The organism is Iodobacter fluviatilis (assembly GCF_004194535.1).
Taxonomy (GTDB): Bacteria; Pseudomonadota; Gammaproteobacteria; order Burkholderiales; family Chitinibacteraceae; genus Iodobacter; species Iodobacter fluviatilis_A.
This window is the reverse complement of the sequence record NZ_CP025781.1, coordinates 343,628-364,920: the sequence shown is the minus strand read 5'-3', so window position 1 is coordinate 364,920 and position 21,293 is coordinate 343,628. Positions and strand designations below refer to the sequence as shown.

The window sequence follows — 21,293 nt, the reverse complement described above, 5'->3', positions numbered from 1 at the left end:
AGATCCGCCAATTAAACAAATCGGAGAACAGAAATGACCATCATTCATGACGCATATATCAACGCATTATTGGCAGACGCAGCTTATGTCAGTGACCTTGATAAAAATGATACGGGCCCTCAGCTAGCAGGAAAACTCAAACCCCGCATGACGACTACCCTTGCAAAATACATTGGTGATCATTTTACCGTTGTCACGCCAGCCAGCAGCCCTAATTCCAGCTTTAATGTCACAGTGTGGAAAAACAATGCCAGCAGCCAGCTCACCGTTTCTATGCTTGGAACACAGCAAGGGACAGACTTTGTGGTTGATGGTGATTTGGTATTAACAGGTAATGGGCGTGCGTCAATAGATAATACGATTATTAGGTGTGCTCTATGATTGGGTTGTTTTTTTTTTACTTTTATTTGTTTGGATGTGTATTGCAATAGGGGTAAGTTTATTGAGTATGCGTTGGATTAAAATAGAATGGTGGAGATGGGTGGGTGCAAGCTTTTTATTTTTATTTTTATTGCCTTTGCCGTTAATTGATGAAATTGTTGCATCAGGAAGATTTGAAAATCTTTGTAAAGAGAATGAATTTATTTTTTTTGATAAAAAAAATGCAGTAGGGAAGACGGTGTATTTAGATTCAGTTGCTAATCATAGTACTGAAACAAAAATTGCATTTATCCCTATTAGATTGCAAACCTTTCGGTATGTTGATGTTAAAACAGGGGGGGTGATCATTAGTTATAATATTTTACATGCAGATGGGGGATTGTTAGTTCGTGTTTTTGGTGTTTCTAGTCATGGGCCAATTACCTTTAAATCATTTTGTGAGCCCAAAAATGCGCCATATTCCATTGAAACGTTTAAAAAATTAGGCATCTATTACATAGAGCCTCCTGTTAATTAAATCAGAGAAAATAAAAAATAACTGGGGTCAGAAGTTCGCAGTAACAGTAATTTAGCTAGCGGGTTAAAGTCCCGTCCGAGGAATTGTCCATACGCCTCGGTAGTACGAAAGAGCGGCGTTTGAGTAATCAAGGGTCGTGAGTTCTTTACGACAAAGAGGCAGACCGTAACGAAAGTGAACCTAGAAGTAGCCTCGTTAACATTGCAGTTGCCGACCTCGTTTCTGTATAGGGAAGGCCGTTGTGCTGATGTGTTGGCAATGGAAGCCACATCCGCGAGCTGTCGGGGTAGCAGGGGCGGTATGTTTTGGAAGTTAAATTACCCAGTGCTGGAGATCCATCACGGTGGCAGGGAGACTGCCAAGCGCAAGGTATAAGGAAACGAAATCAGTGCGTATCGTGATGGAAGTCGGAGGGGTTCATAGTACCGTTTGAGATTGAGGGACAACATAACCCCAGTCGAGGGAAGGGACCCTGCTTTGTTCATGCAACTGAAGAGCTGAGGATCAGGAGATTGCCATGTTGCTAATCACTCCGAATGAGATCAGGACGCTACAGAGGAAGCTGTACATCAAAGCCAAGCAGGAACCAAACTATCGTTTCTACGCACTCTACGACAAGATTTACTGTGCTGACATCCTCAAGTTAGCGTGGCGACTGGTCAAGGCAAACAAGGGCAGTCCTGGGGTTGATGGGATTGACTTTGCTGCCATAGAAAGCGGCGAAGGGGTAGATTGCTACTTGTCGGTAATTAGTCAGGAACTGCAAGATAAAAGCTACCGGACTGGGGCAATCAAGCGCGTCATGATTCCCAAAGCGGATGGCAGTTTGCGTCCACTCGGGATTCCGACGATACGAGATCGCGTGGTTCAGATGGCGACCAAGCTGGTGATGGAGCCTATCTTTGAGGCGGATTTTTGCGAGCACTCCTATGGGTTTCGCCCAAGGAAATCAGCACATCAAGCAATAGACGCCATTGCAGAAGCTTTGTGGCAAGGTAAAACGCAGGTCATCGATGCTGATTTGTCGAAGTATTTCGACAGCATTCCTCACGCTAAACTGATGGCCACGGTAGCTGAGCGCATTGTGGATGGGGCTGTACTGGCCTTGATTCAACAATGGCTTAAAGCGCCGGTTATTGGAAAAAGTGAGAATGGAAAAGCGGCAACGGTCAGTGGAGGAAAAGGGCAGCGCAAGGGCACGCCGCAAGGTGGGGTGATTTCTCCGTTGCTATCGAACCTTTACTTACATCTACTGGATAGAATCTGGCATCGCCACAATATAGGGAAGAAACTACAAGCGAGCTTGGTGCGGTATGCCGATGACTTTGTAGTGCTCTGCCGTGGCGAGACCCAAAGCCCGCTGGCGCATATGAAGTGGATATTGGATCGGCTGGAATTGACGCTTAACGAAAGCAAGACAAAAATTGTTGATGCTAAAGCCGCGTCATTTCTATTTCTGGGATTTGATTTGCGCACGAACCTATCCGCTAAAGGCACTCGCTATCCCTATATTGAGGCCTCAGCTAAATCGGTAGAGAAAATCAAGACGCGACTAAATGAAATTACTGGAAGAACCCAAACATGGCGACCAATTGAAGAGGTGGTGCGAGATTTAAATCAAGCATTACGCGGTTGGTCGAGTTACTTCCATTACCGGAATTCATCCAAGCAATTTTATAAAGTGAAGCGTCATTCAGAAGAACGGCTAAGGATACATCTTCGCAAACGGCACAAAGTCAGCGATTGGAAAACGAGCATGCTCCGTTATCCAAGGCGGGTGCTAAATGAGCGATACGGTTTGTATTCATTACCGACAGCAGCAGGTTGGAAATCAGCGCATGCTTGATGTGAAGAACATCGGAAAGCCGTGTGCGGGAAAATCGCATGCACGGTTTGATGAGGGAGGGCAGGTGAAAACCTGCTCTCTACTCTACCAAAATTAAATCCTACTATGCTTAATGCTCTTAGAGCCAAAGAAAGCGGATTTAACTGTACTCTTACCCCAGTTATTCCTTACTTTCTGTGGAGCTGTCATGTTTAGGCTGTTATTTATATCTGCCTTTTTGTGTGTTACGTCTGTTTTTTTTATAAAACATTTTTTAGCGGGTAATGCGCCTGATTTGAATGAAGAATCAATAAATGCTGCATATATTGTAGCAATACAGAAGGTTTTAAATGGTTATCCACAGGCAATTTCCGTTAGTCATGGAAGTCACAGGGGGTTTAAATCAAATAACGAGAGTTGGCGTACAGATTGGTTTTGGCCGGAGAAGCCGATTTATTATTTAAATGTGAATGATTTTATAATGATAAATGCGAATTGTTGTCATGTGACTGGGTACATGCCTTTTGATTACCCCAGTGAATTTATCGTTTATTTTTATAAAAAATCAATTGATTTTGTTGAAGTTAAAAAGTGCCGTAGGATTAATGTGGTTGTTGAGTTTTATATTAATTATTTTGGTGTTGATGGTTTGTCTTATTCAGGGGTTGGGGACGATGAGTTAATGTTAAGTAATTGTGGTGAAGGTTGGGTTGTTGAGGAAGTTTAATTTTACATTGATGAGGGTTTTATATGCGCACTACTTTACCTGACCCCATGCTTTGCGTATTGATCCCCCTGCGAGTGCTTAGCCAAGACAGGCAAACCGCAGCAATTGAGCAGCGCCCTGCTTTAGAGTTGATTCGAATGATGAATAGTCTTAAGCCGAGGGCTAAGTAATCTGCGTGCTGGGTATTTGCTTTCAATTGTGTAAGTTATTTAATGGTGTGATTGAAGCGAAGTACATATATAAAAATGACAATAAAATATTTATTTGTATTGTTCGGGTTTTACATTACTTATAATTACCTACTTCTTTCATATTTATTGATTTTAGTCCTTATTTTTGTTTGTTTTAAATTGACCATTTTATTTTAAATACTTACTATATGCTTTTGAAATGCATATAGTGAAGTAAAGATGAAATATCAAGTTGTCGGCGAATTACTTACAAAGTACCGACAAATTTTTGCTGCAGCGTGGCAAATCCGCAAGCAGCAAGATCTACCCCCTAAAAGCGCTGACGAGCTTGCCTTTTTACCCGCAGCGCTAGAGCTGCAAGAAAATCCCCCTCACCCCGCCGCCCGCATCACCCTTTGGGCCTTGCTCGCTTTTATTTTGATTGCGCTTGCATGGGCCTGCCTTGGCAAGATTGATATTGTGGCCGTGGCACCCGGCAGGTTGATTGTGTCTGATCGCAGTAAAACCATTCAGCCCTTAGAGGCAGGGGTGGTGAAATCCATTCATGTGCAAGACGGGCAAATGGTGCAGGCGGGGCAGCTATTGATCGAGCTGGATGCCACCGTTTCTGGCGCAGAAAACACCAAGCAGCAAACCAATCTGCACGATGCAGAATTAAACGCGCTGCGGGCCAAAGCCTTGCTTGCCGCTTTAGATAGTGGGCAATTGCCTGTAGTTAATCATGTGGCGGCAGGTAAGGAGCTGCAATCTCTGCAAGCCAGCCGTTTGGCGCTCAGCCAGTGGCAAGAATTGCAAGCCAAGCTATCTACCCTAGATAGTGATACTTCACGTAAGCAAGCCGAGCGGGCTGGGGTGCAAGATCAGATCGCCAAATTTGAGCAAACCTTACCGATTATTAAGCAGCGCGAAAAAGATTTTCAGGATTTGGCGCGGCAAAACTTTGTTTCCAAGCACGGCGTGCTAGAGAAGCAGCAGGCCAGAATAGAGGCCGAGCAAGATTTAGCCAACCAGCGGCATAAAAAATCAGAGCTGGATGCGGCTATTCGCGGTAATGCCCAGCAAAGAATCGCCATACAGGCAGAGTTTCGCCGTACCCAGCACGATTTGCTTAGCCAAGCCAGCGAGCAAGCCCGCTCGTTTACCCAAGACGTGGTTAAAGCAGGCCAATTACAAAAACAAACCCGCCTAACCGCGCCCGTAGCCGGAATTGTGCAGCAACTGGCCGTTCACACCGTAGGCGGCGTAGTCACCCCCGCGCAAGCCCTGCTGGTGATCGTGCCAAAAGATGAAGCCGTAGAGGCCGAAGTGGTACTAGAAAACAAAGACATTGGCTTTGTCAATGCCGGGCAGGCCGCCGCCATTAAAATTGAAACCTTTAATTACACCAAATACGGCTTAATTGAAGGATTGGTGAGAAACGTTTCATTTGATGCCGTACCAGATGAAAAATTAGGGTTGATATATCAGGCCAGAATTAAATTACACAAAAATAAAATGAATGTTGATGGTAAATGGCTAAAGCTGGCACCGGGAATGGCGGTAACGGTAGAGATTAAAACGGGGCAGCGTAGAGTAATTGAGTATTTCTTATCGCCACTGATGGCGCATGTTTCAGAAAGTGCACGGGAGAGGTGAATGCTTAATAGCATGAGTTGGGCAATTTCACTAAAAAATTTTTTAAGTGATCACTCAATAAGCTGGATTTAGGTACCCACAGCAATTCTTATGAAGCCTTTGGCAGGAAAAATTATAAATGCAATTACACCTATATCTCTTTATAATGCCGCATTTCGTTAAGACAATTCATCATGCAATAAGTGCAGAATGGCTTTTAAGTGGATGAAATTGTGAATATGGGGAGCAGGCCATGTATATGTTTTTGTTGATAAAGAAGGGCGATACATGATCACGATAAAAAAATGTTTTTATTTTATTTTGTTTGTTTTTGAACCACTGTTTTTCAAGGGACGCTGGATTATGTGGTTTTTTGCGTTTCTACTGTTGATGATGATGGGAAACACTATTACAGCGATTCGGATGGAAATTCCAAATATTGAAAAAGTTAATCGTATTTCTGGGAAATTTATCAACACCGGCAAAGGTTATCACAAAGGTGTGTTATTTAATATCGGCATTGAAGATGCATATGGAATAACCCATATGTGTGGTTGCGAACCATTGGAATTCTCTAATTGTTTAGGGCGGAAGCCATCCGATCACAGGGAAATACTGGATCAACTTGATGCTGAAATATTAAAGAAATACGTGGCGCAAATGGCAATCGTTAAGTGGCTGGCGGGTCAAGATGGAGAAGTGTGGATGTATCCTAATCGGGGTTTATTTAGCTCTCTAAATTCTTGCTACCAAATATCAACTAATGCCCACACTCTCAGGTCATTTGAGCAGTCTGTTCAGGAATACTCAAAGGTAAAAAACGGGGTCAACGTTTATTCGTTTTGGATCATCATGTTATCTGGAGCAGTGGCTTTACTGATTTTTTTTATTATTCGGATCAATGCATATTTTAAGGAGTAAGACATGGCTAATCGAGGAATTGAGACTCTAAGTACAGTTCTCGCAACGTACCAAAACGGAGGAAATGTCACTCAGACAGTAGTGGCGGCAACAACAGCAGCTCAAAGTGATAAACCTCAGGATGTGGTTAACGCCTCTCTGGCAGCGGGGCAATTGGTTGACAGTGTTGTTAGCTCCATTGGAAAGAATTTGCCAGTGGTAATCCGCACTGTTGACGGAAAAATACCTGTTGCTGGCGTTATTCTATCAACAATCTCCGCATTGAATAATGCGCAGCAAGTGATTAAAGCGATACCTTCAGGGAAAATCCCTCAGTCCCAAGTGTTTGGGGTGCTTGGTGATACGGCAGGTGTAATTGGTGGGGCCGCTTTAGCTTTGGCTGCGGTTGGTGCAGGGACTGTTGGAGCTATTCCACTCGTCGCGACACTTGGTGCTGCGCTAACTGTGGCAAGCATTGGTCTGGCGATTGCTAGCGTTGCCGTTGGCACTGACACTCTTGATGTGCCGGATGCACTCAAAGGTGCAATCGATGGATTGGATAAACTCCGCGACACGGTGGGAGGCGCTTTTGACTCTGCCTATGAATCTATCAAAGACACCGTTGCCAAATCCTTAACGGAGTTAGGGGATTTTGCCGATAATTTGAAGAATCACTTTGATGATCTCCTTAAAGATGTCGCCAACTTCTGGCTTCCTGAGAATACCCTTCCCGATGATATCCGCGATTTTTTCAACAATGCCGTACGCTGGCAACCGCGCCGTGATCCGCTCACCCTCGACCTCGATAATGATGGATTAGAAACAGTCGGCACTAAGGATGGGGTGTTTTTTGATCATGATGGGGATGGTCTTAAAAATAAATCAGGCTGGGTGAAGCCCGATGATGGCTTTTTGGTGCGTGATATAAATGGCAATGGCAAGATTGATAATGGTAGTGAGTTGTTTGGTGATGCTACCCGCAAGCTAGACGGTAGTTTGGCCAAAAATGGCTTTGATGCGCTGGCAGATTTGGATAGTAATAAAGATGGCAAGGTGGATATCAATGATGCCGCATTTGCATCGCTCAAAGTGTGGCGGGATATCAATGGTGATGGCCTCACGGATAGTGGCGAATTGTTCACCTTGCAAGAGGTGGGTGTTGCCAGTTTTAATACGGCTGAAAAAGAACATAGCCAGATTCTGGAAAATGGTAATCGCTTAGCGAATACCGGTAGCTTTACCCGCACAGATGGCCAGACCAGTACGCTGGGTGAAGTGGGCGATATGGGGGATATTGATTTAGCCGAAGATAAATTTCATACCAAATTTGCCGACTCAATTACCATTGCTGACGATGTGAAAGCTTTGCCTGATATGCAGGGCTCTGGCTTGGTACGCAGTCTGCGAGAGGCGGCCAGTTTGGATAATGAAGCTGGAAAAACATTGAAGGCGAAGTTGGCACAATATGGCCAGCTAACAAGCCGTGAAGCACGTTTGGCTGCCATTGATGGCTTGATTGAAGCTTGGGGTGCGACGAGCACGATGGCCACTTCAATTAAAAATAATCATTTAGAAACACAAATTTCTACAAGCTTCAGCCCATCTCACTCGGGAGTAGGGGCTATAGAATCATTTGCAAGTAGTGCTTCAGATTCTTATAAGAAGATCACTGCACTTGAGCAATTTAATGGGCAGACCTTTATTGATCGTTTTGTTGTTCCTGTTATGGGAAGTTATTACGATAAACAAAAGCACCGGTATTCCTCATATATTGTTGGCTATACGGTAAGCATTTCATCTGACCAAATTGCTTTTTTAAATGAATCATTTTCCTCTTTAAAAGAAGCTGTTTATGGTTCTTTGGCAGTACAAACAAATTTAAAACCTTATCTTGATCTTATTGCTGTGAAAACTAACAGCGAGCTAGGCACTATTAACTTTGATTGCTCAGGAATATATAGTTTATTTGCGAAACAAATGAAGGAAAGTCCAAAACAAGCCTTAATAAATTTGATTGAAATTAATCAATTTGCATCAAAAACACTTATGTTTACAAGGTTTGATGGTTTACATTTGTTAGATTCTTATCTAAACAGCCCTGAATATAGCTCTGTAGTAACGGAAGTAATTGCATTATCAGGAATACATAAAGTTGATGGGGTATGGGAAGGCAGCCGTAGGTCGGATGTTGTTTTTGGTGGTAATGCGAGTGATCGGTTATCTGGTAAAGAGGGTGATGATTTTATAGTGGGTGGCGCAGGGGAGGATGAATTATATGGCGGTGAAGGTAATGACATTCTGGGTGGGGGAAACGGTAACGATTATATGGTGGGCGGGGATGGCAATGATGAGCTAGATGGGGGGAGTGGTAACGATATAATGGAAGGTGGTGCAGGTGTAGATACTTTCTTGTTTGATAGAGGGTCTGGCCAAGATGTTATTCGACTTAGTAGAAGCGAGTTAGATAATAGTGGCGATTCTATTGTGCTTGGGGCTGGTATTACTCTTGCGGATGTATCCCTGACACGGAGTAGGGGAGGCTACTTTGGAGGTGGGAGAGATAGAGCGTATGAGTATGGATATTGGGATGATCGTCTTGTACTCAAAGTTAACGGTAGCAGCGATCAATTAGATGTGCATTCTTATTTTGATAACGATGGCAAGGCCGCTGCAAATTTTGGAGTTATTCAATTTGCAGATGGCTCAATCTTGGACGTGGATACGGTTAAGAAGATGGTACTCACTGCCACGTCGGGGAATGATGAGCTAACGGGATACATGACGAATGACATCATTAGTGGTGGAGCTGGTAATGATGTCATTTATGGTGAAGCGGGCGATGATGTGCTCGATGGTGGCTCTGGTGATAATACTATTCACGGTGGGGATGGCAGCGACACCATAATTACTGGCAATGGCAAGGATTATTTGCTTGGTGGACGTGGTGACGACATTTTAATGGCTGGTGATGGCGACAATGTTCTTGATGCTGGTGATGGTAACGACCGGCTCGAAAGTGGCAGTGGAAATGATTCTCTGAAGGGCGGATTAGGCAATGATATTTTGGTTGCGGGTTCTGGCAATGATGAATTGATTGCTGGTAGTGGGAACGACATTTTGGATGGTGGTGCTGGGCGCGATAAACTCAAAGGAGGCGATGGCGCAGATACTTATTTGTTTAATAAAGGGTCAGAGTGGGGTGTTATTGATAACTTTGATGATGATGCTTTGGGAGTGAATGCAGATAGTATTTTACTGGGTGAGGGGATTCGCCCTCAGGATGTCACGCTGACACGATTGGAAGAGTCGCTCATTCTTAGTATTAACGGTACTAATGATCGTATGGAAGTACTGAAATACTTTAGCCAAGATGGCTTATCTAGTTACAGTATTGAGCATATTAAATTTGCTGATAACACGGTATGGGATCAGTCTGTGGTGATGGAAAAGGTGCTTATTGCTACGAGCGGAGATGATTTTTTGCATGGTGATGATAAGAATGATGTGATTAATGGTGGAGATGGTAATGATCGCATCTTTGGTGCTTCGGGAAACGATGTACTGGATGGGGGAAATGGTGCTGACACTCTTTTAGGAGGCGATGGGGATGATCTACTCAAGGGGGGGGAGCAGAACGATACGCTTGTGGGAGGTAGCGGTAATGACATACTTGATGGGGGAGGCGGAAATGATCTGTTAGGCGGAGGAGATGGCGCTGATACGTATTTGTTTGGAAGGGGAGCTGGTCAAGATGTTGTTTCAAATGGGGATTCTGATGTTGCTGGTAGCAATCCTGATGTGATTCAACTTACAGGCGGGATTACCGCAAGCGATATTGTACTGACGCGATTAAATAATAATTTGATTCTGAGTATTTCCGGCGCTGAGGATCGTATGGAAATGATTAATTTCTTTGATTTAAGCCGTGGATATAACGTTGCATTAGATGGAATTAAGTTTGCGGATGGCAGTAGTTGGGGGCGTGCAGAGATTGATGCCAATCTAAACCAAAGTACGGATGGGGACGATCACTTATTTGCCGGTGCAAAAGATGATGGCATTGATGGGAAAGGTGGCAATGATGTCATTGATGGTGGTTTTGGTAATGATGGTTTGAATGGTGGTGAGGGTAATGACGTTATTTATGGTGGTTTTGGTAATGATGGTTTGAATGGTGGTGAGGGTAATGACACTTTGGATGGTGGTGATGGTAATGACGTTATTTATGGTGGTGATGGCAATGACACTTTGGATGGTGGTGCAGGGCATGACAAGATGCAGGGCGGGCTGGGTAACGATATTTACTATGTGGATACAGCCAGAGATATAAATGCAAACTCAATAGATGAAGCAGGGGATATTGTTGATGAAAAAGCTGACGAAGGTAACGACACAGTTCTGAGCAGCATTAGCTATTTCTTAGGCGATAACGTAGAAAACCTGACTTTAATTGGCTCGGCTGCAATTAATGGAGTAGGTAATCGGCTTGATAATTTACTCACAGGCAATGCTGCTGCAAATTACCTCTATGGTGGAGGCGGTGCCGACATCTTAAAGGGTATGGAGGGAGACGACGAATTGAGCGGTGACGGTGATGATGTTCTGAGTGGTGGTTCAGGGAATGACACTTACATGCTGTTTAAAGATTCAGGTAAAAACGTTATTGATGACCAAGACACGACACTGGGCAAAGTTGATGTTATCCAATTTGGCTCGGATGTCCTTTCAAAAGAAGTTGCATTGAGCCGTGTTGGCGATTCACTTTTGATATCCTTTAAGGGCTCGACCAGTAGTTTGACAGTTAATAATTATTTTATAAATGATGCAGCTGGCGGGTATCAGGTGGAGCAAATAAAGTTTGCGGACGGCACAGCGTGGGATGTGGCTGCAGTGAAAAGTAAGGTGATCGCGGCATCTAATCTTGCTTTGCTTGGCTACGACGAGATGTTGGAGGGGGACCTTGCTGCTAATAAATTAATTGGCACTGAGGCCCGTGAATTAATGCGTGGTTTTGCTGGGAATGATCAATTGTTCGGTAATGCAGGCAATGACCTACTGCAAGGTGGCGAAGGCGATGATTATCTGGATGGTGGCGCAGGTAACGATCAATTAGAAGGGGGCGTTGGTAAAGATCAGCTTAGTGGCGGTGCTGGCGATGATTTATTGCTGGCTGGTGCTGGCGATGATAAATACGTCTTTAACGGTCAGTGGGGAAATGATGTAGTTGATAACACCGGTGGTGGCTCTGATTGGTTGTTCTTTTCTGAATTAGAGCGCAGTCAATTGAGCTTTAAGCAAGAGGGTAAAGATCTATTGATTGGCGTAGTGGGCGATGCTGGCCGTAGTGTGCGGGTATTGAATCACTTTAATGGCGGTGATGCGGCGATTGCTTATGTACAGCCTAAGTCTGGTTACGCTTTATCTGCGGTGGATATTGCCAAGCTCTTGGGCGGTGGTGGCAGTAGTACGGGTACGAGTACTCTGAATGGCACGAGCGGCAATGACAATTTATCTGGCACTGCTCAAGTTGATTTAATCACGGGTGCTGCAGGTAATGACACCCTGTTTGGCCTGGCGGGTAATGACACGCTGCGCGGTGATGAAGGCGATGATTATCTGGATGGTGGCGCTGGCAATGACCTGCTTGAAGGTGGTGCAGGTAAGGATCAGCTGATTGGGGGTGAAGGCGATGATCGCTTAATTGCAGGTGCTGGCGATGATAAATACGTCTTTACCGGTCAGTGGGGTAATGACGTGATTGATAACATCGGCGGCGGCTCTGATTGGTTGTTCTTATCTGAATTAGAGCGCAATCAGCTGAGTTTTAAGCAAGAGGGTAATGATTTATTGATTGGCGTAGTGGGCGATGCTGGCCGTAGTGTGCGGGTATTGAATCACTTTAATGGCGGTGATGCAGCCATTGCGTATCTGCAGCCTAAATCGGGGAATGCGTTGTCGGCGGCAGATATTGCTGAGCTCTTACCAAATACCGGTGGTAATACCGGTGGTAATACCGGAGGTAATGACGGTGGGAGTGGTACGGCTAATACGGCTGATTTTGATCAGGTTGTAGATGGTGATGCCGCTAATAATCAGCTTCAGGGTGATTCTGGTCATGATTTAATCCGCGGAATGGCAGGTAATGATCAGCTATTTGGCGGCGAGGGGAATGATCGCTTAGAAGGGGGGGATGGGGATGATTACCTCTCCGGTGGTTTTGGTAGTGGCAATAGCGGCGATGATCTGCTGATGGGCGGTGCTGGCAACGATACCCTGAATGGCGAAGACGGTAATGATCGCCTAGAAGGCGGTACAGGCAACGATAGCTATGTTTTTGATGGTGCATCACAGGATGTGATTGATAACACGGGCGGTGGCCGTGATGGTATTTTCCTTGCCGATGGGATTGGCGCAAGCCGGATTAGCTTTAGCCGCGATGGTGATGATTTATTGCTGATGGTGGATAAAAGCGCAGCAACTTCTGTGCGTGTGCTTAAGCATTTCCTTGGCGGTGATATGGCGATCAGCTATGTGCAGCCTAGTGGTGGCAATATGATTTCTGCTCAGAAAATTGCTCAGATGATCGGTGCGCAATCCATTCCTGGCGGGTATGAAGCGTTGGTGGATGGGGATGCGGGCAATAATAAATTAACCGGCACAGCGGCAAAAGATCTGTTGCGCGGTTTTGCGGGCAATGATCAGTTGTTTGGCGGTTTAGGCAATGATCGTTTAGAAGGTGGCGATGGCGATGATTACCTCGCCGGTGGCTACGGTAATGTGGCCAATACGGGCGATGATGTGCTGATCGGTGGCGCGGGCAATGATCAGCTTTCGGGCGAGGATGGTAACGATCGTCTGGAAGGCGGTATTGGCAATGATAAATACATCTTTGATGGCAAATCACAGGATGTGATTGATAACACCGGTGGCGGTTTCGATGGCGTGTTCTTTAGCGGTACGGTGACTAAAGATCAGCTGGGCTTCTCACGCTCAGGCGATGATTTATTGATTACCGTAGGTGCTAATGCCCAGCAAAGTGTGCGCGTGCTCAATCATTTCCTTGGTGGCGATTGGGCGATTGATTATGTGCAGCCTGGTGGTGGCGTGCCGTATTTAACCACGGCAGCCATTAACGCCAGTGTTGCCGCTGCTGGCCAGCAATTAGTTGGGACTGCAGCTAACGATACTTTAGTGGGTGATCGAGGCAATGACACTTTAAGCGGTGGTGCAGGTGCTGATGCCTTGATCGGTGGTGCAGGCAACGATACTTATGTATTGGCGCGTGGCGATGGCAGCGATACGGTTACCGAGAACGATGCCACAGCCAAAAATACCGACGTTGCTCAGTTTCAGGCGGATATTGCAAGTGATCAGCTTTGGTTCCGTAAGGTGAGCAATCATCTGGAAGTCAGCGTCAGCGTCATTGGCACTGGCGATCAGCTGACCATGCAAAATTGGTATTCAGGCAATGCTTACCATGTAGAGCAATTTAAAACGTCAGATGGCAAGGTGTTGCTGGATACGCAAGTCGATGCCTTGGTATCAGCCATGGCCGCCTTTAATCCACCTGCTGCAGGCCAGCTGACACTCAATCAGCAACAGCAAGATGCTTTGCAGCCGGTATTGGCGGCTAACTGGCATTAAGGCCCCTTGCTAGGTTTTTTATCCGCACTCAAAAACTGTCATTCCCGAGTGGTTTTGTCGGAAATTCAGTGGCATTGCTGCTGAACCCCCGACAAAATCACTCGGGGGTGACGATGCTAAAAGTTCGGACTAGCGATATGGCGCGATATATTTTGATGTAATCAAAAGGCCCAGCCTTGTAGGCAGCCTGTTGGACTGAAGCTAAGTCCAACTGCTAGCAAGGTTGGGTTTCTTCTTTTTTTCTGAAGTAGAAAATGCAATGAAACTCCTAGACTCACCTGAATCTTCTGCAGAAGCACCTGCTTTTGATTCTGCTTTAGCGTGCCTGATTATGCTGGCGCGTTTTCATCAAGTGGCGATTGAGCCGGAACAAATTAAACATCAGTTTGCGGGTGCATCAGGCCTGTTAAGTGAATCCGATGTATTGCGTGCGGCCAAACAATCAGCATTAAAAGCCAAGGCAGTGGATACCCATTTTGATCGCTTGGATCGCACCCCTTTGCCTGCGATGGCGCAGCGCTTAGATGGCAGCTGGGTGATTTTGGCCAAGGTGGATGCCAATAGCGATCCTGCCGTGTTATTTCATGATCCGCAAAGCGGCCGGCCACAGTCTTGCTCTCAGCAAGAGTGGCAGGCTTTATGGTCCGGTCGGCTGATTTTGTTTACATCCCGCGCTAGTTTGGCAGGCGATTTGGCCCGTTTTGATTTCTCATGGTTTATCCCTGCCGTGGTGAAGTATCGAAAATTACTCGGCGAAGTGCTGTTGGTGTCATTTTTCTTACAGCTCTTGGCCTTGGCGACGCCGCTGTTTTTTCAGGTAGTGATGGATAAGGTGCTGGTGCACCATGGCGTTACCACGCTGGACGTGATTGCCATTGGCCTATTGGTGATTTCTTTGTTTGAAGTGGGGATGACTGGGCTGCGTACCTATGTTTTTAGCCACACCACCAATCGGATTGATGTGGAGTTAGGCGCTAAGCTGTTTCGCCATTTGCTGGCCTTGCCTTTGGCCTATTTTCAGGCGCGGCGGGTTGGGGATTCGGTGGCGCGGGTACGCGAGCTAGAAAACATCCGTAATTTCTTGACTGGCCAGGCGCTGACTTCGGTGCTGGATCTGTTTTTCTCGGTGGTGTTTCTGGCGGTGATGGCTTACTACAGCTGGTGGCTCACCTTAATTGTGCTGATATCTTTACCCTGCTATATCGGCCTATCAGTCTTAATTACCCCGATATTAAAAGCCCGCTTAGATGAGAAGTTTTCCCGTGGTGCAGAAAATCAATCCTTCCTTGTAGAAATGGTCAGTGGGATTGAAACCGTTAAATCAATGGCGGTAGAACCACAAGTCACTCGCCGCTGGGATCAGCAGTTGGCGGCTTATGTGGCGGCGGGTTTTAAAGTTGCTAATCTGGCGAATATCGGCAGCCAAGGTGTCAATCTTATTCAAAAAATCGTCACCGTAGCCACTATGTGGATGGGGGCGAAGCTGGTGATTGAAGGGAAATTGACAGTGGGCCAGCTCATTGCCTTCAATATGCTAGCAGGCCGAGTGGCGAGCCCCGTGATGCGTTTAGCGCAGCTGTGGCAGGATTTTCAGCAGGTGGGTATCTCGATGCAGCGCTTGGGGGACATCTTAAATACTCGCAGTGAAATTAATCAGAGCCGGGCGCAATTGCCCGCCATTATTGGCCAGATTGAATTTGATCAAGTGCATTTTCGCTACCGCGCCGATGGCCCGGAAATCTTGCGTGGTATTAATTTAAGCATCAAAGCCGGTGAAGTCATTGGCATTGTGGGGCGTTCTGGCTCCGGCAAAAGCACGCTGACTAAACTCTTGCAAAGGCTGTATGTGCCAGAACGTGGCCGAGTACTGATTGATGGCATTGATTTAGGCTTGGCCGATCCGGCATGGCTACGCCGCCAGATTGGCGTGGTTTTACAAGAGAATCTGCTGTTTAACCGCAGCATTCGCGACAATATCGCCTTGGTTGATCCGGGTATGGGCATGGATAGAGTGATTCATGCCGCCAAGCTTGCTGGCGCGCACGATTTTATCGTTGAGCTGCCAGAGGGCTACGATACCGTGGTTGGCGAGCATGGCAGTGGCTTATCTGGCGGGCAAAAACAACGCGTCGCCATTGCCCGTGCCTTAGTCAGTAATCCACGAATCTTGATTTTTGATGAAGCCACCAGTGCGCTGGATTATGAATCAGAGCGGATTATCCAAAACAATATGAAAGCCATATGCCAAGGGCGCACGGTACTGATTATTGCCCATCGTTTATCGTCGGTGCGGGATGCGCATCGGATTGTGGCAATGGATAGAGGGCAGATTGTGGAGGAAGGGCCACATCAGGAGCTGGTGAAAAAGCCGGATGGTTATTATGCGCGGCTTCATGCGATGCAGGCCGGTTAACTATTTTTGATTTAAAGGTGTTGCCTCTCATTATTCTTTACTTAGGGTAATGAGAGCTAAGGAGAGGGGGATATTGCAATGTGAGTTGATAGTTTGTGATCTGTAGAAAGGTTGAAAGATTTTTGTTGTAAGATCCGATAAGCTGCCACGTTGAATTGCGGCTTTCGTGATTTTAGGATTTAAAATGAGAAATTGTTGTTTGCAGCAAGGCTGTTATCTTTTCATATCTTTAGGTTTATGTTTGATTTTATCTGCATGTGGTGGTGGGGGCACTTCGTCGTCCTCCAGCCTATCCTCTTCCTCTGGTGACTTACCTCGCCCAGGCTCTGTTTTTATTTCTGAAATATCATCTGACCATGCGGATGGTTTAGGGACGTGGGTTGAACTTTACAATAGTGGCCCCTTGGATGTTTCTTTGAATGGTTTTAATGTGCGCGCAACTGGCTTTTCTACGGTTCAATATGATTTTCCTAGAGATATACGGCTTAAAGCGGGGCGCTATTTAGTGCTTGCAGAAAAAAATCATCGTTCTCAAGTCAATACAGATCAAATTGTGTATCTCGATGATTTTAGCAATATATCTTTATCGGGGGGTGATGCTGCTCTTGAATTGATCAAAGACGGTGTTACCCAGGATTTTATTCGTTTTGGGAATAGTAAAGCAATTCCTCTAAGCGCTGGAGCTTCATGGGGCAATCATGTATTGATTCAGCCTTCTTATGGACAATCTTTAGTACGTGAGGCGGGAAATTGGGTTCTTATTCCTTTTTCTACACCTGGCGGCCCTAATGATGTTGCGGTAACGGCCATTGATAACGATAAGGACGGCATTCCAGATAGCGCAGAAGTAGCGGGCGGCACCTATGCGGGGATTGATTATTATGCAATGGGCGCAAGGGTCGCTCAGCCAGATATCTTTATCCAAATTGATCATATGAAATCCACTGATCAAGGGATTTTGCCAGCGAAAGAGTCAATGCAAAAAGTGGTTGATGCGTTTAAAGCACGTAATATTGCTGTGCATTTTGATTCGGGCACTTTATATAGCCATGATTTTAATCCAGCGCTATTTAATTTGGGCGGAAGCCGTATTAGTAAAAATAATAAAGTGGATTACCATCAGTGCTTAGGGATGGGGGATCAATTGAATTGTGCCTCGATCTATGATTATAAAGATAAGAGCATGGATATTTGCCGTAAGCAGGTGTTTCATTATTTACTGATGGCAAATTCCCAAGAAGAGGATGGTAAATCTAGCTCTTCTGGTTATGCTGAGATTGTGGGTAATGATCTTGCCGTCACCCTCGGTGATTGGGGTTTAAATACGTCGAGTGAAAATGAGCTCAATAAATTAGTTAATTTTCAAGCGGCAACCATCATGCACGAGCTAGGTCACAATCTAGGCTTGGATCATGGTGGTCGTGATGCGCTAAATAATAAGCCCAATTACTATAGTACGATGAATTACCTTTATCAATTAATGGGTTTAGGGAGTAATCCTAGAACATTATCAGTGGTAGAGCGTTATTTTTTTGATAAAAAAGCCAATGGGTTTGATTGGAATGACGTATGCAAATTAGAAGCAGGCCCATGCAGCCGAGATTTTCGAATTGATTATTCGGATGGATCGGGTCACCCGTTGAATGAATACAGTCTTAATGAATCAGAGATGATAGGCAGAGGCTCGCTGGGCACTTATGCGGATTGGAATTTAGATGGGCAATTGAATCACTTAAGTTATGCCTTAGACCTGAATGATGATGGCAATAAAACATATTTATATGACTACAATGATTGGGATAATCTTATTTTAGCCTTTGCGCGTGCGCCAAGTGGCAATAGCGGGGCGTCGATGAAGCGTAGTGCAAGCGTAATGGCAATTAATCCTATTTTAAACGACAAGCAGCGCTGGTCGGTAGAAATAGCGCCTTCAGCAGGCTTTATGGCGGCGGTGCGTCGTGTGCATTAAGTGGCTAGCAGGTGTGCCTTGTCTAAAGGCACACCTAGCAGGCTGATGCACTGATTTATTCTTTTTCCTGCTCCAGAAACATTCTTTTGGCGCGTAACTTTCGCCATTCCCATTACATATAAAAATATAGGCAATGTTGTGTTTTTTCTATTTTAAAATATAAAAATAACACTTTATTGTTTTTTCACAAAAAATAAGTATTTATATATTGATGATATGAATAATAATTTGGTTTTGCGATAATTTTTATGTAATCTGATCGTGCATTAGTGAATGCTTAATTTCCTACAACGAGGCTGGTTTTTTTGATCAGCCATTCTCCAGGAGAAGAGTAAATGAATCACGATCGTCTTCAGTGCTATGGTATTTATTTATCCAGTTTATGTTTAATTTTGAGTGCATGTGGCGGTGGCTCGGACGGAGAATCTGTCAGTGCTGTGTCAGTAGTCAGTGCGCCCCCCTCTGTCATTGTCCCAACGCGAACACCTGTGCTTTTACCTGGAAGTATCCCCGAGGTGCTTTCAGGCGCAGCAACGCCTAATCCTGCTGCGGGCCCTCCCTCGCTTGGAGATTTGCTGATTTCTGAGGTTTCTAGTAATTATCAAGATGGGAAGGGCGCATGGCTTGAGATTTACAACAGCAGTACTCAGGATATTTCTTTAGATGGGGTAAGTGTACGGGCGGCAGGGGCTTCTTGGCAGGTCACGATGGAATCGTTTTATTTACCCAATAGAGAGATTAAGGCGGGTGCTTATTTGCTGGTAGCAGGGAAAATACCTCGTGAAACTAGGTTAAATACCCGTCAAATTGTGTATGTTGGAAACGTGACGAGCACACCTTATTGGGATGACAATGGTGCTGTAGAGCTGGTTAATGATGGCGTAACGCTTGATTTCGTTCGCTTTGGCAATAGTTTAGCGGCACCGCTGTCTGCCAGTGCATGGTCTGGTAGTAATGTGGCGGCGATGCCTCTCTCGTATGGCCACGCCTTGGTGCGGCGCGGTGAGATGAAGGTTAATTCGCATAGTAAGCAAGATTGGGCTTTGGTTCCTTTTGCTACGCCTGCTGGGCCTAATGATGTCGCGGAAACGGCAGTAGATCATGATAAGGATGGTATTCCTGATAGTGCAGAAGTCGCGGGCGGCACATTTACAGGGCTTGATTATTATGCAATGGGGGCCAGAGTCGGTCAGCCAGATATCTTTATTCAAATCGATCATATGAAATCGACTGATCCAGGTATTTTGCCTACTAAAGAAGCGATGCAAAAAGTGGTAGATGCATTTAAAGCACGCAATATTTCGGTGCATTTTGATTCGGGCACTTTGTATAGCGATGAATTTAACCCCGCAATGTTTAATTTGGGCGGTAGCCTTGTCAGTATAAATAATAAAGTGGGTTATCATCGCTGTATAGGTTTGGATGATCAATTGGATTGTGCATCAATCTATGATTACAAAGACCAGAGTATGGATATCCGCCGCAAGCAAGTGTTCCATTATTTGTTGATGGCAAACTCCCTGAATAAGGATGGTCAATTTAGCCATTCAGGATTTGCTGAATTGTTTGGTAATGACATGGTCGTTACTTTGGGTGATTGGGCGTTGAATACAGATAGTGTAAATGAGCAGAATGTATTAATAAATTTCCAAGCGGCAACCATTATGCACGAATTAGGTCACAACTTAGGTTTAGATCATGGTGGTGATGAGGTGTTAAATAATAAGCCCAATTACTATAGTACGATGAATTACCTTTACCAATTAATGGGCTTAGGTAGTAATCCTAAAATATTATCAGCAGTAGAGCGTTATTTTTTTGCTAAAGAAGCCAATGGGTTTGGTTGGGATGACTTATGCAAATTAGAAGCAGGCCCATGCAGCCGAGATTTTCGAATTGATTATTCGGATGGATCGGGAGACGATCTCAATGAGAGTAATCTTAATGAATTAGCCATGATAGGTAGAGGCTCGTTGGGTATTTATGCGGATTGGAATTTAGATGGGCAATTGAATCAGTTAAGGTATGCCTTAGATCTGAATAATGATGGCAATAAGACGTTTTTATGTGACTACAATGACTGGGGTAATCTTACTTTAGCCTTTGCGCGTGTTGCCAAGGGCAATAGCGGGGCATCAATGAAAGGGAGTATCAACGTGGCTGCAGTCAATCCGATATTGAACGATAAACAGCGCTGGTCAGTAGAAAAAGCACCATCAGCAAGCTTCATGTCGGCGGTGCATCGTGTGCACTAAGTGGCTGTTTCTTGCTCTTTTTTCAAGCGGTTTTGCCCAAGGGGCGGCGCTGCAAATCAGTGGCGCCAGTACGATGAAGCCCCTCTCGGGGGAGGTGCAATCGGCAGGGCTGAAAGCAGGGGGAGCTTACTTTACGCTGGCGGAAGGCGAGGCGGTGGTCGCGCCTTGGCCGCTGGCTTGGCGTGCCTTGCCTAAAGGGACGCTGCTGCTCGTAGAACGCGCGCCACACCCTGCGGGGCCTGTGAGCCGTTTGCGATTACTAAATGGCGATCAGCCTTGGCTGGAGTTGATTGCGGGCGGCTACGCAGGGACTACCGTGCAAGATGGCTGGCGATTGGGCTTTAAAGATGGCAAGGCGTTGTTAGTGCAAGGTGATGAAAATCAGCCGTTTTTAAGCAAAATGCGGATGAAAGATCAGGCTGGTGCAAGCTGGTGTTTACGCCTGCTTGCAACGCATGAAGCGCCGAAGGTGGTGTCTGGTATGGCGCAAGAAGCACAAATCAAAGCAGACTGGCTGCGCTATTTACCGCGCAAGGGGCGCTGTTAAGTGAGTGTTTGATGCGTATTACGTTTTCTTAGCGATATAAAGCAGCTAATGCCTAACCTTTGAGTGAGCTTTAGAGTAATGGCATAAAATGTGTAATTGATTTATGCCGAAGTTATTTTTGATTAATAAGCATAATTAAGAATAGCTTTTTATTCTAAATGGGTATGGAAAAATAATATTGCAGATAATAGCGTGTATAAATACTGTAATTTTTTTGCAACAAATAAAAAAGATAACACTATTTGTAATAATTACTAATTTGTTACGCATAAACCAATTGCATGTAGTGGCCTGAATACCCCATAAATCA

Annotated in this window: 12 protein-coding genes; all 12 read left to right on the top strand. The window is 45.3% G+C overall.

Going from position 1 to position 21,293, the window contains the following annotated elements; all coding sequences use genetic code 11:
- The first annotated feature begins 33 nt into the window (after window positions 1-33).
- The 12 genes from C1H71_RS01595 to C1H71_RS01545 all read left to right on the top strand — a co-directional run bounded on the left by C1H71_RS01595 (window position 34) and on the right by C1H71_RS01545 (window position 20,983).
- On the top strand, window positions 34-381 hold the full coding sequence (locus tag C1H71_RS01595; protein ID WP_130105010.1) for a hypothetical protein: 348 nt from the start codon (window positions 34-36) through the stop codon (window positions 379-381).
- Between the two features lie 61 nt (window positions 382-442).
- Window positions 443-898, top strand: a complete 456-nt coding sequence (locus C1H71_RS01590; protein ID WP_130105009.1) for a hypothetical protein — start codon at window positions 443-445, stop codon at window positions 896-898.
- A 517-nt stretch (window positions 899-1,415) separates the two neighbouring features.
- Window positions 1,416-2,744, top strand: coding sequence for a group II intron reverse transcriptase/maturase (ltrA, locus tag C1H71_RS01585; protein ID WP_130104759.1), 1,329 nt, complete (start codon window positions 1,416-1,418; stop codon window positions 2,742-2,744).
- 187 nt (window positions 2,745-2,931) lie between these two features.
- Entirely contained in the window at window positions 2,932-3,450 is a 519-nt protein-coding gene (locus C1H71_RS01580) for a hypothetical protein (RefSeq protein ID WP_130105008.1), read from the top strand.
- 23 nt (window positions 3,451-3,473) lie between these two features.
- A complete protein-coding gene (locus C1H71_RS20535) occupies window positions 3,474-3,620 on the top strand; it encodes a hypothetical protein (RefSeq protein WP_188053494.1) in 147 nt (48 codons plus the stop codon).
- Window positions 3,621-3,860: 240 nt separating this feature from the next.
- Window positions 3,861-5,276, top strand: a complete 1,416-nt coding sequence (locus tag C1H71_RS01575) for an HlyD family type I secretion periplasmic adaptor subunit (RefSeq protein ID WP_130105007.1) — start codon at window positions 3,861-3,863, stop codon at window positions 5,274-5,276.
- Window positions 5,277-5,543: 267 nt separating this feature from the next.
- Window positions 5,544-6,176, top strand: a complete 633-nt coding sequence (locus C1H71_RS01570; protein ID WP_130105006.1) for a hypothetical protein — start codon at window positions 5,544-5,546, stop codon at window positions 6,174-6,176.
- A gap of 3 nt (window positions 6,177-6,179) precedes the next feature.
- Entirely contained in the window at window positions 6,180-13,799 is a 7,620-nt protein-coding gene (locus C1H71_RS01565; RefSeq protein WP_130105005.1) for a calcium-binding protein, read from the top strand.
- 259 nt (window positions 13,800-14,058) lie between these two features.
- Window positions 14,059-16,212: a type I secretion system permease/ATPase gene (locus tag C1H71_RS01560; RefSeq protein WP_130105004.1), complete on the top strand. Its 2,154-nt coding sequence runs from the start codon at window positions 14,059-14,061 to the stop codon at window positions 16,210-16,212.
- 241 nt (window positions 16,213-16,453) lie between these two features.
- Window positions 16,454-18,181: a lamin tail domain-containing protein gene (locus tag C1H71_RS01555; protein ID WP_188053492.1), complete on the top strand. Its 1,728-nt coding sequence runs from the start codon at window positions 16,454-16,456 to the stop codon at window positions 18,179-18,181.
- A gap of 335 nt (window positions 18,182-18,516) precedes the next feature.
- Complete coding sequence (locus tag C1H71_RS01550) at window positions 18,517-20,436, top strand: lamin tail domain-containing protein (protein WP_130105002.1); 1,920 nt, start codon at window positions 18,517-18,519, stop codon at window positions 20,434-20,436.
- 73 nt (window positions 20,437-20,509) lie between these two features.
- Window positions 20,510-20,983 (top strand): hypothetical protein, encoded by a 474-nt coding sequence (locus C1H71_RS01545; protein WP_130105001.1) that lies wholly within the window; start codon window positions 20,510-20,512, stop codon window positions 20,981-20,983.
- Window positions 20,984-21,293: the final 310 nt, after the last annotated feature.

Bases quoted from the DNA above. Each gene is read 5' to 3' on its own strand.
- C1H71_RS01595 (WP_130105010.1), top strand. From the start codon at position 34: ATGACCATCATTCATGACGCATATATCAACGCATTATTGGCAGACGCA.
- ltrA (WP_130104759.1), top strand. From the start codon at position 1,416: ATGTTGCTAATCACTCCGAATGAGATCAGGACGCTACAGAGGAAGCTG.
- C1H71_RS01580 (WP_130105008.1), top strand. From the start codon at position 2,932: ATGTTTAGGCTGTTATTTATATCTGCCTTTTTGTGTGTTACGTCTGTT.
- C1H71_RS20535 (WP_188053494.1), top strand. From the start codon at position 3,474: ATGCGCACTACTTTACCTGACCCCATGCTTTGCGTATTGATCCCCCTG.
- C1H71_RS01575 (WP_130105007.1), top strand. From the start codon at position 3,861: ATGAAATATCAAGTTGTCGGCGAATTACTTACAAAGTACCGACAAATT.
- C1H71_RS01570 (WP_130105006.1), top strand. From the start codon at position 5,544: ATGATCACGATAAAAAAATGTTTTTATTTTATTTTGTTTGTTTTTGAA.
- C1H71_RS01565 (WP_130105005.1), top strand. From the start codon at position 6,180: ATGGCTAATCGAGGAATTGAGACTCTAAGTACAGTTCTCGCAACGTAC.
- C1H71_RS01560 (WP_130105004.1), top strand. From the start codon at position 14,059: ATGAAACTCCTAGACTCACCTGAATCTTCTGCAGAAGCACCTGCTTTT.
- C1H71_RS01550 (WP_130105002.1), top strand. From the start codon at position 18,517: ATGAATCACGATCGTCTTCAGTGCTATGGTATTTATTTATCCAGTTTA.
- C1H71_RS01545 (WP_130105001.1), top strand. From the start codon at position 20,510: ATGAAGCCCCTCTCGGGGGAGGTGCAATCGGCAGGGCTGAAAGCAGGG.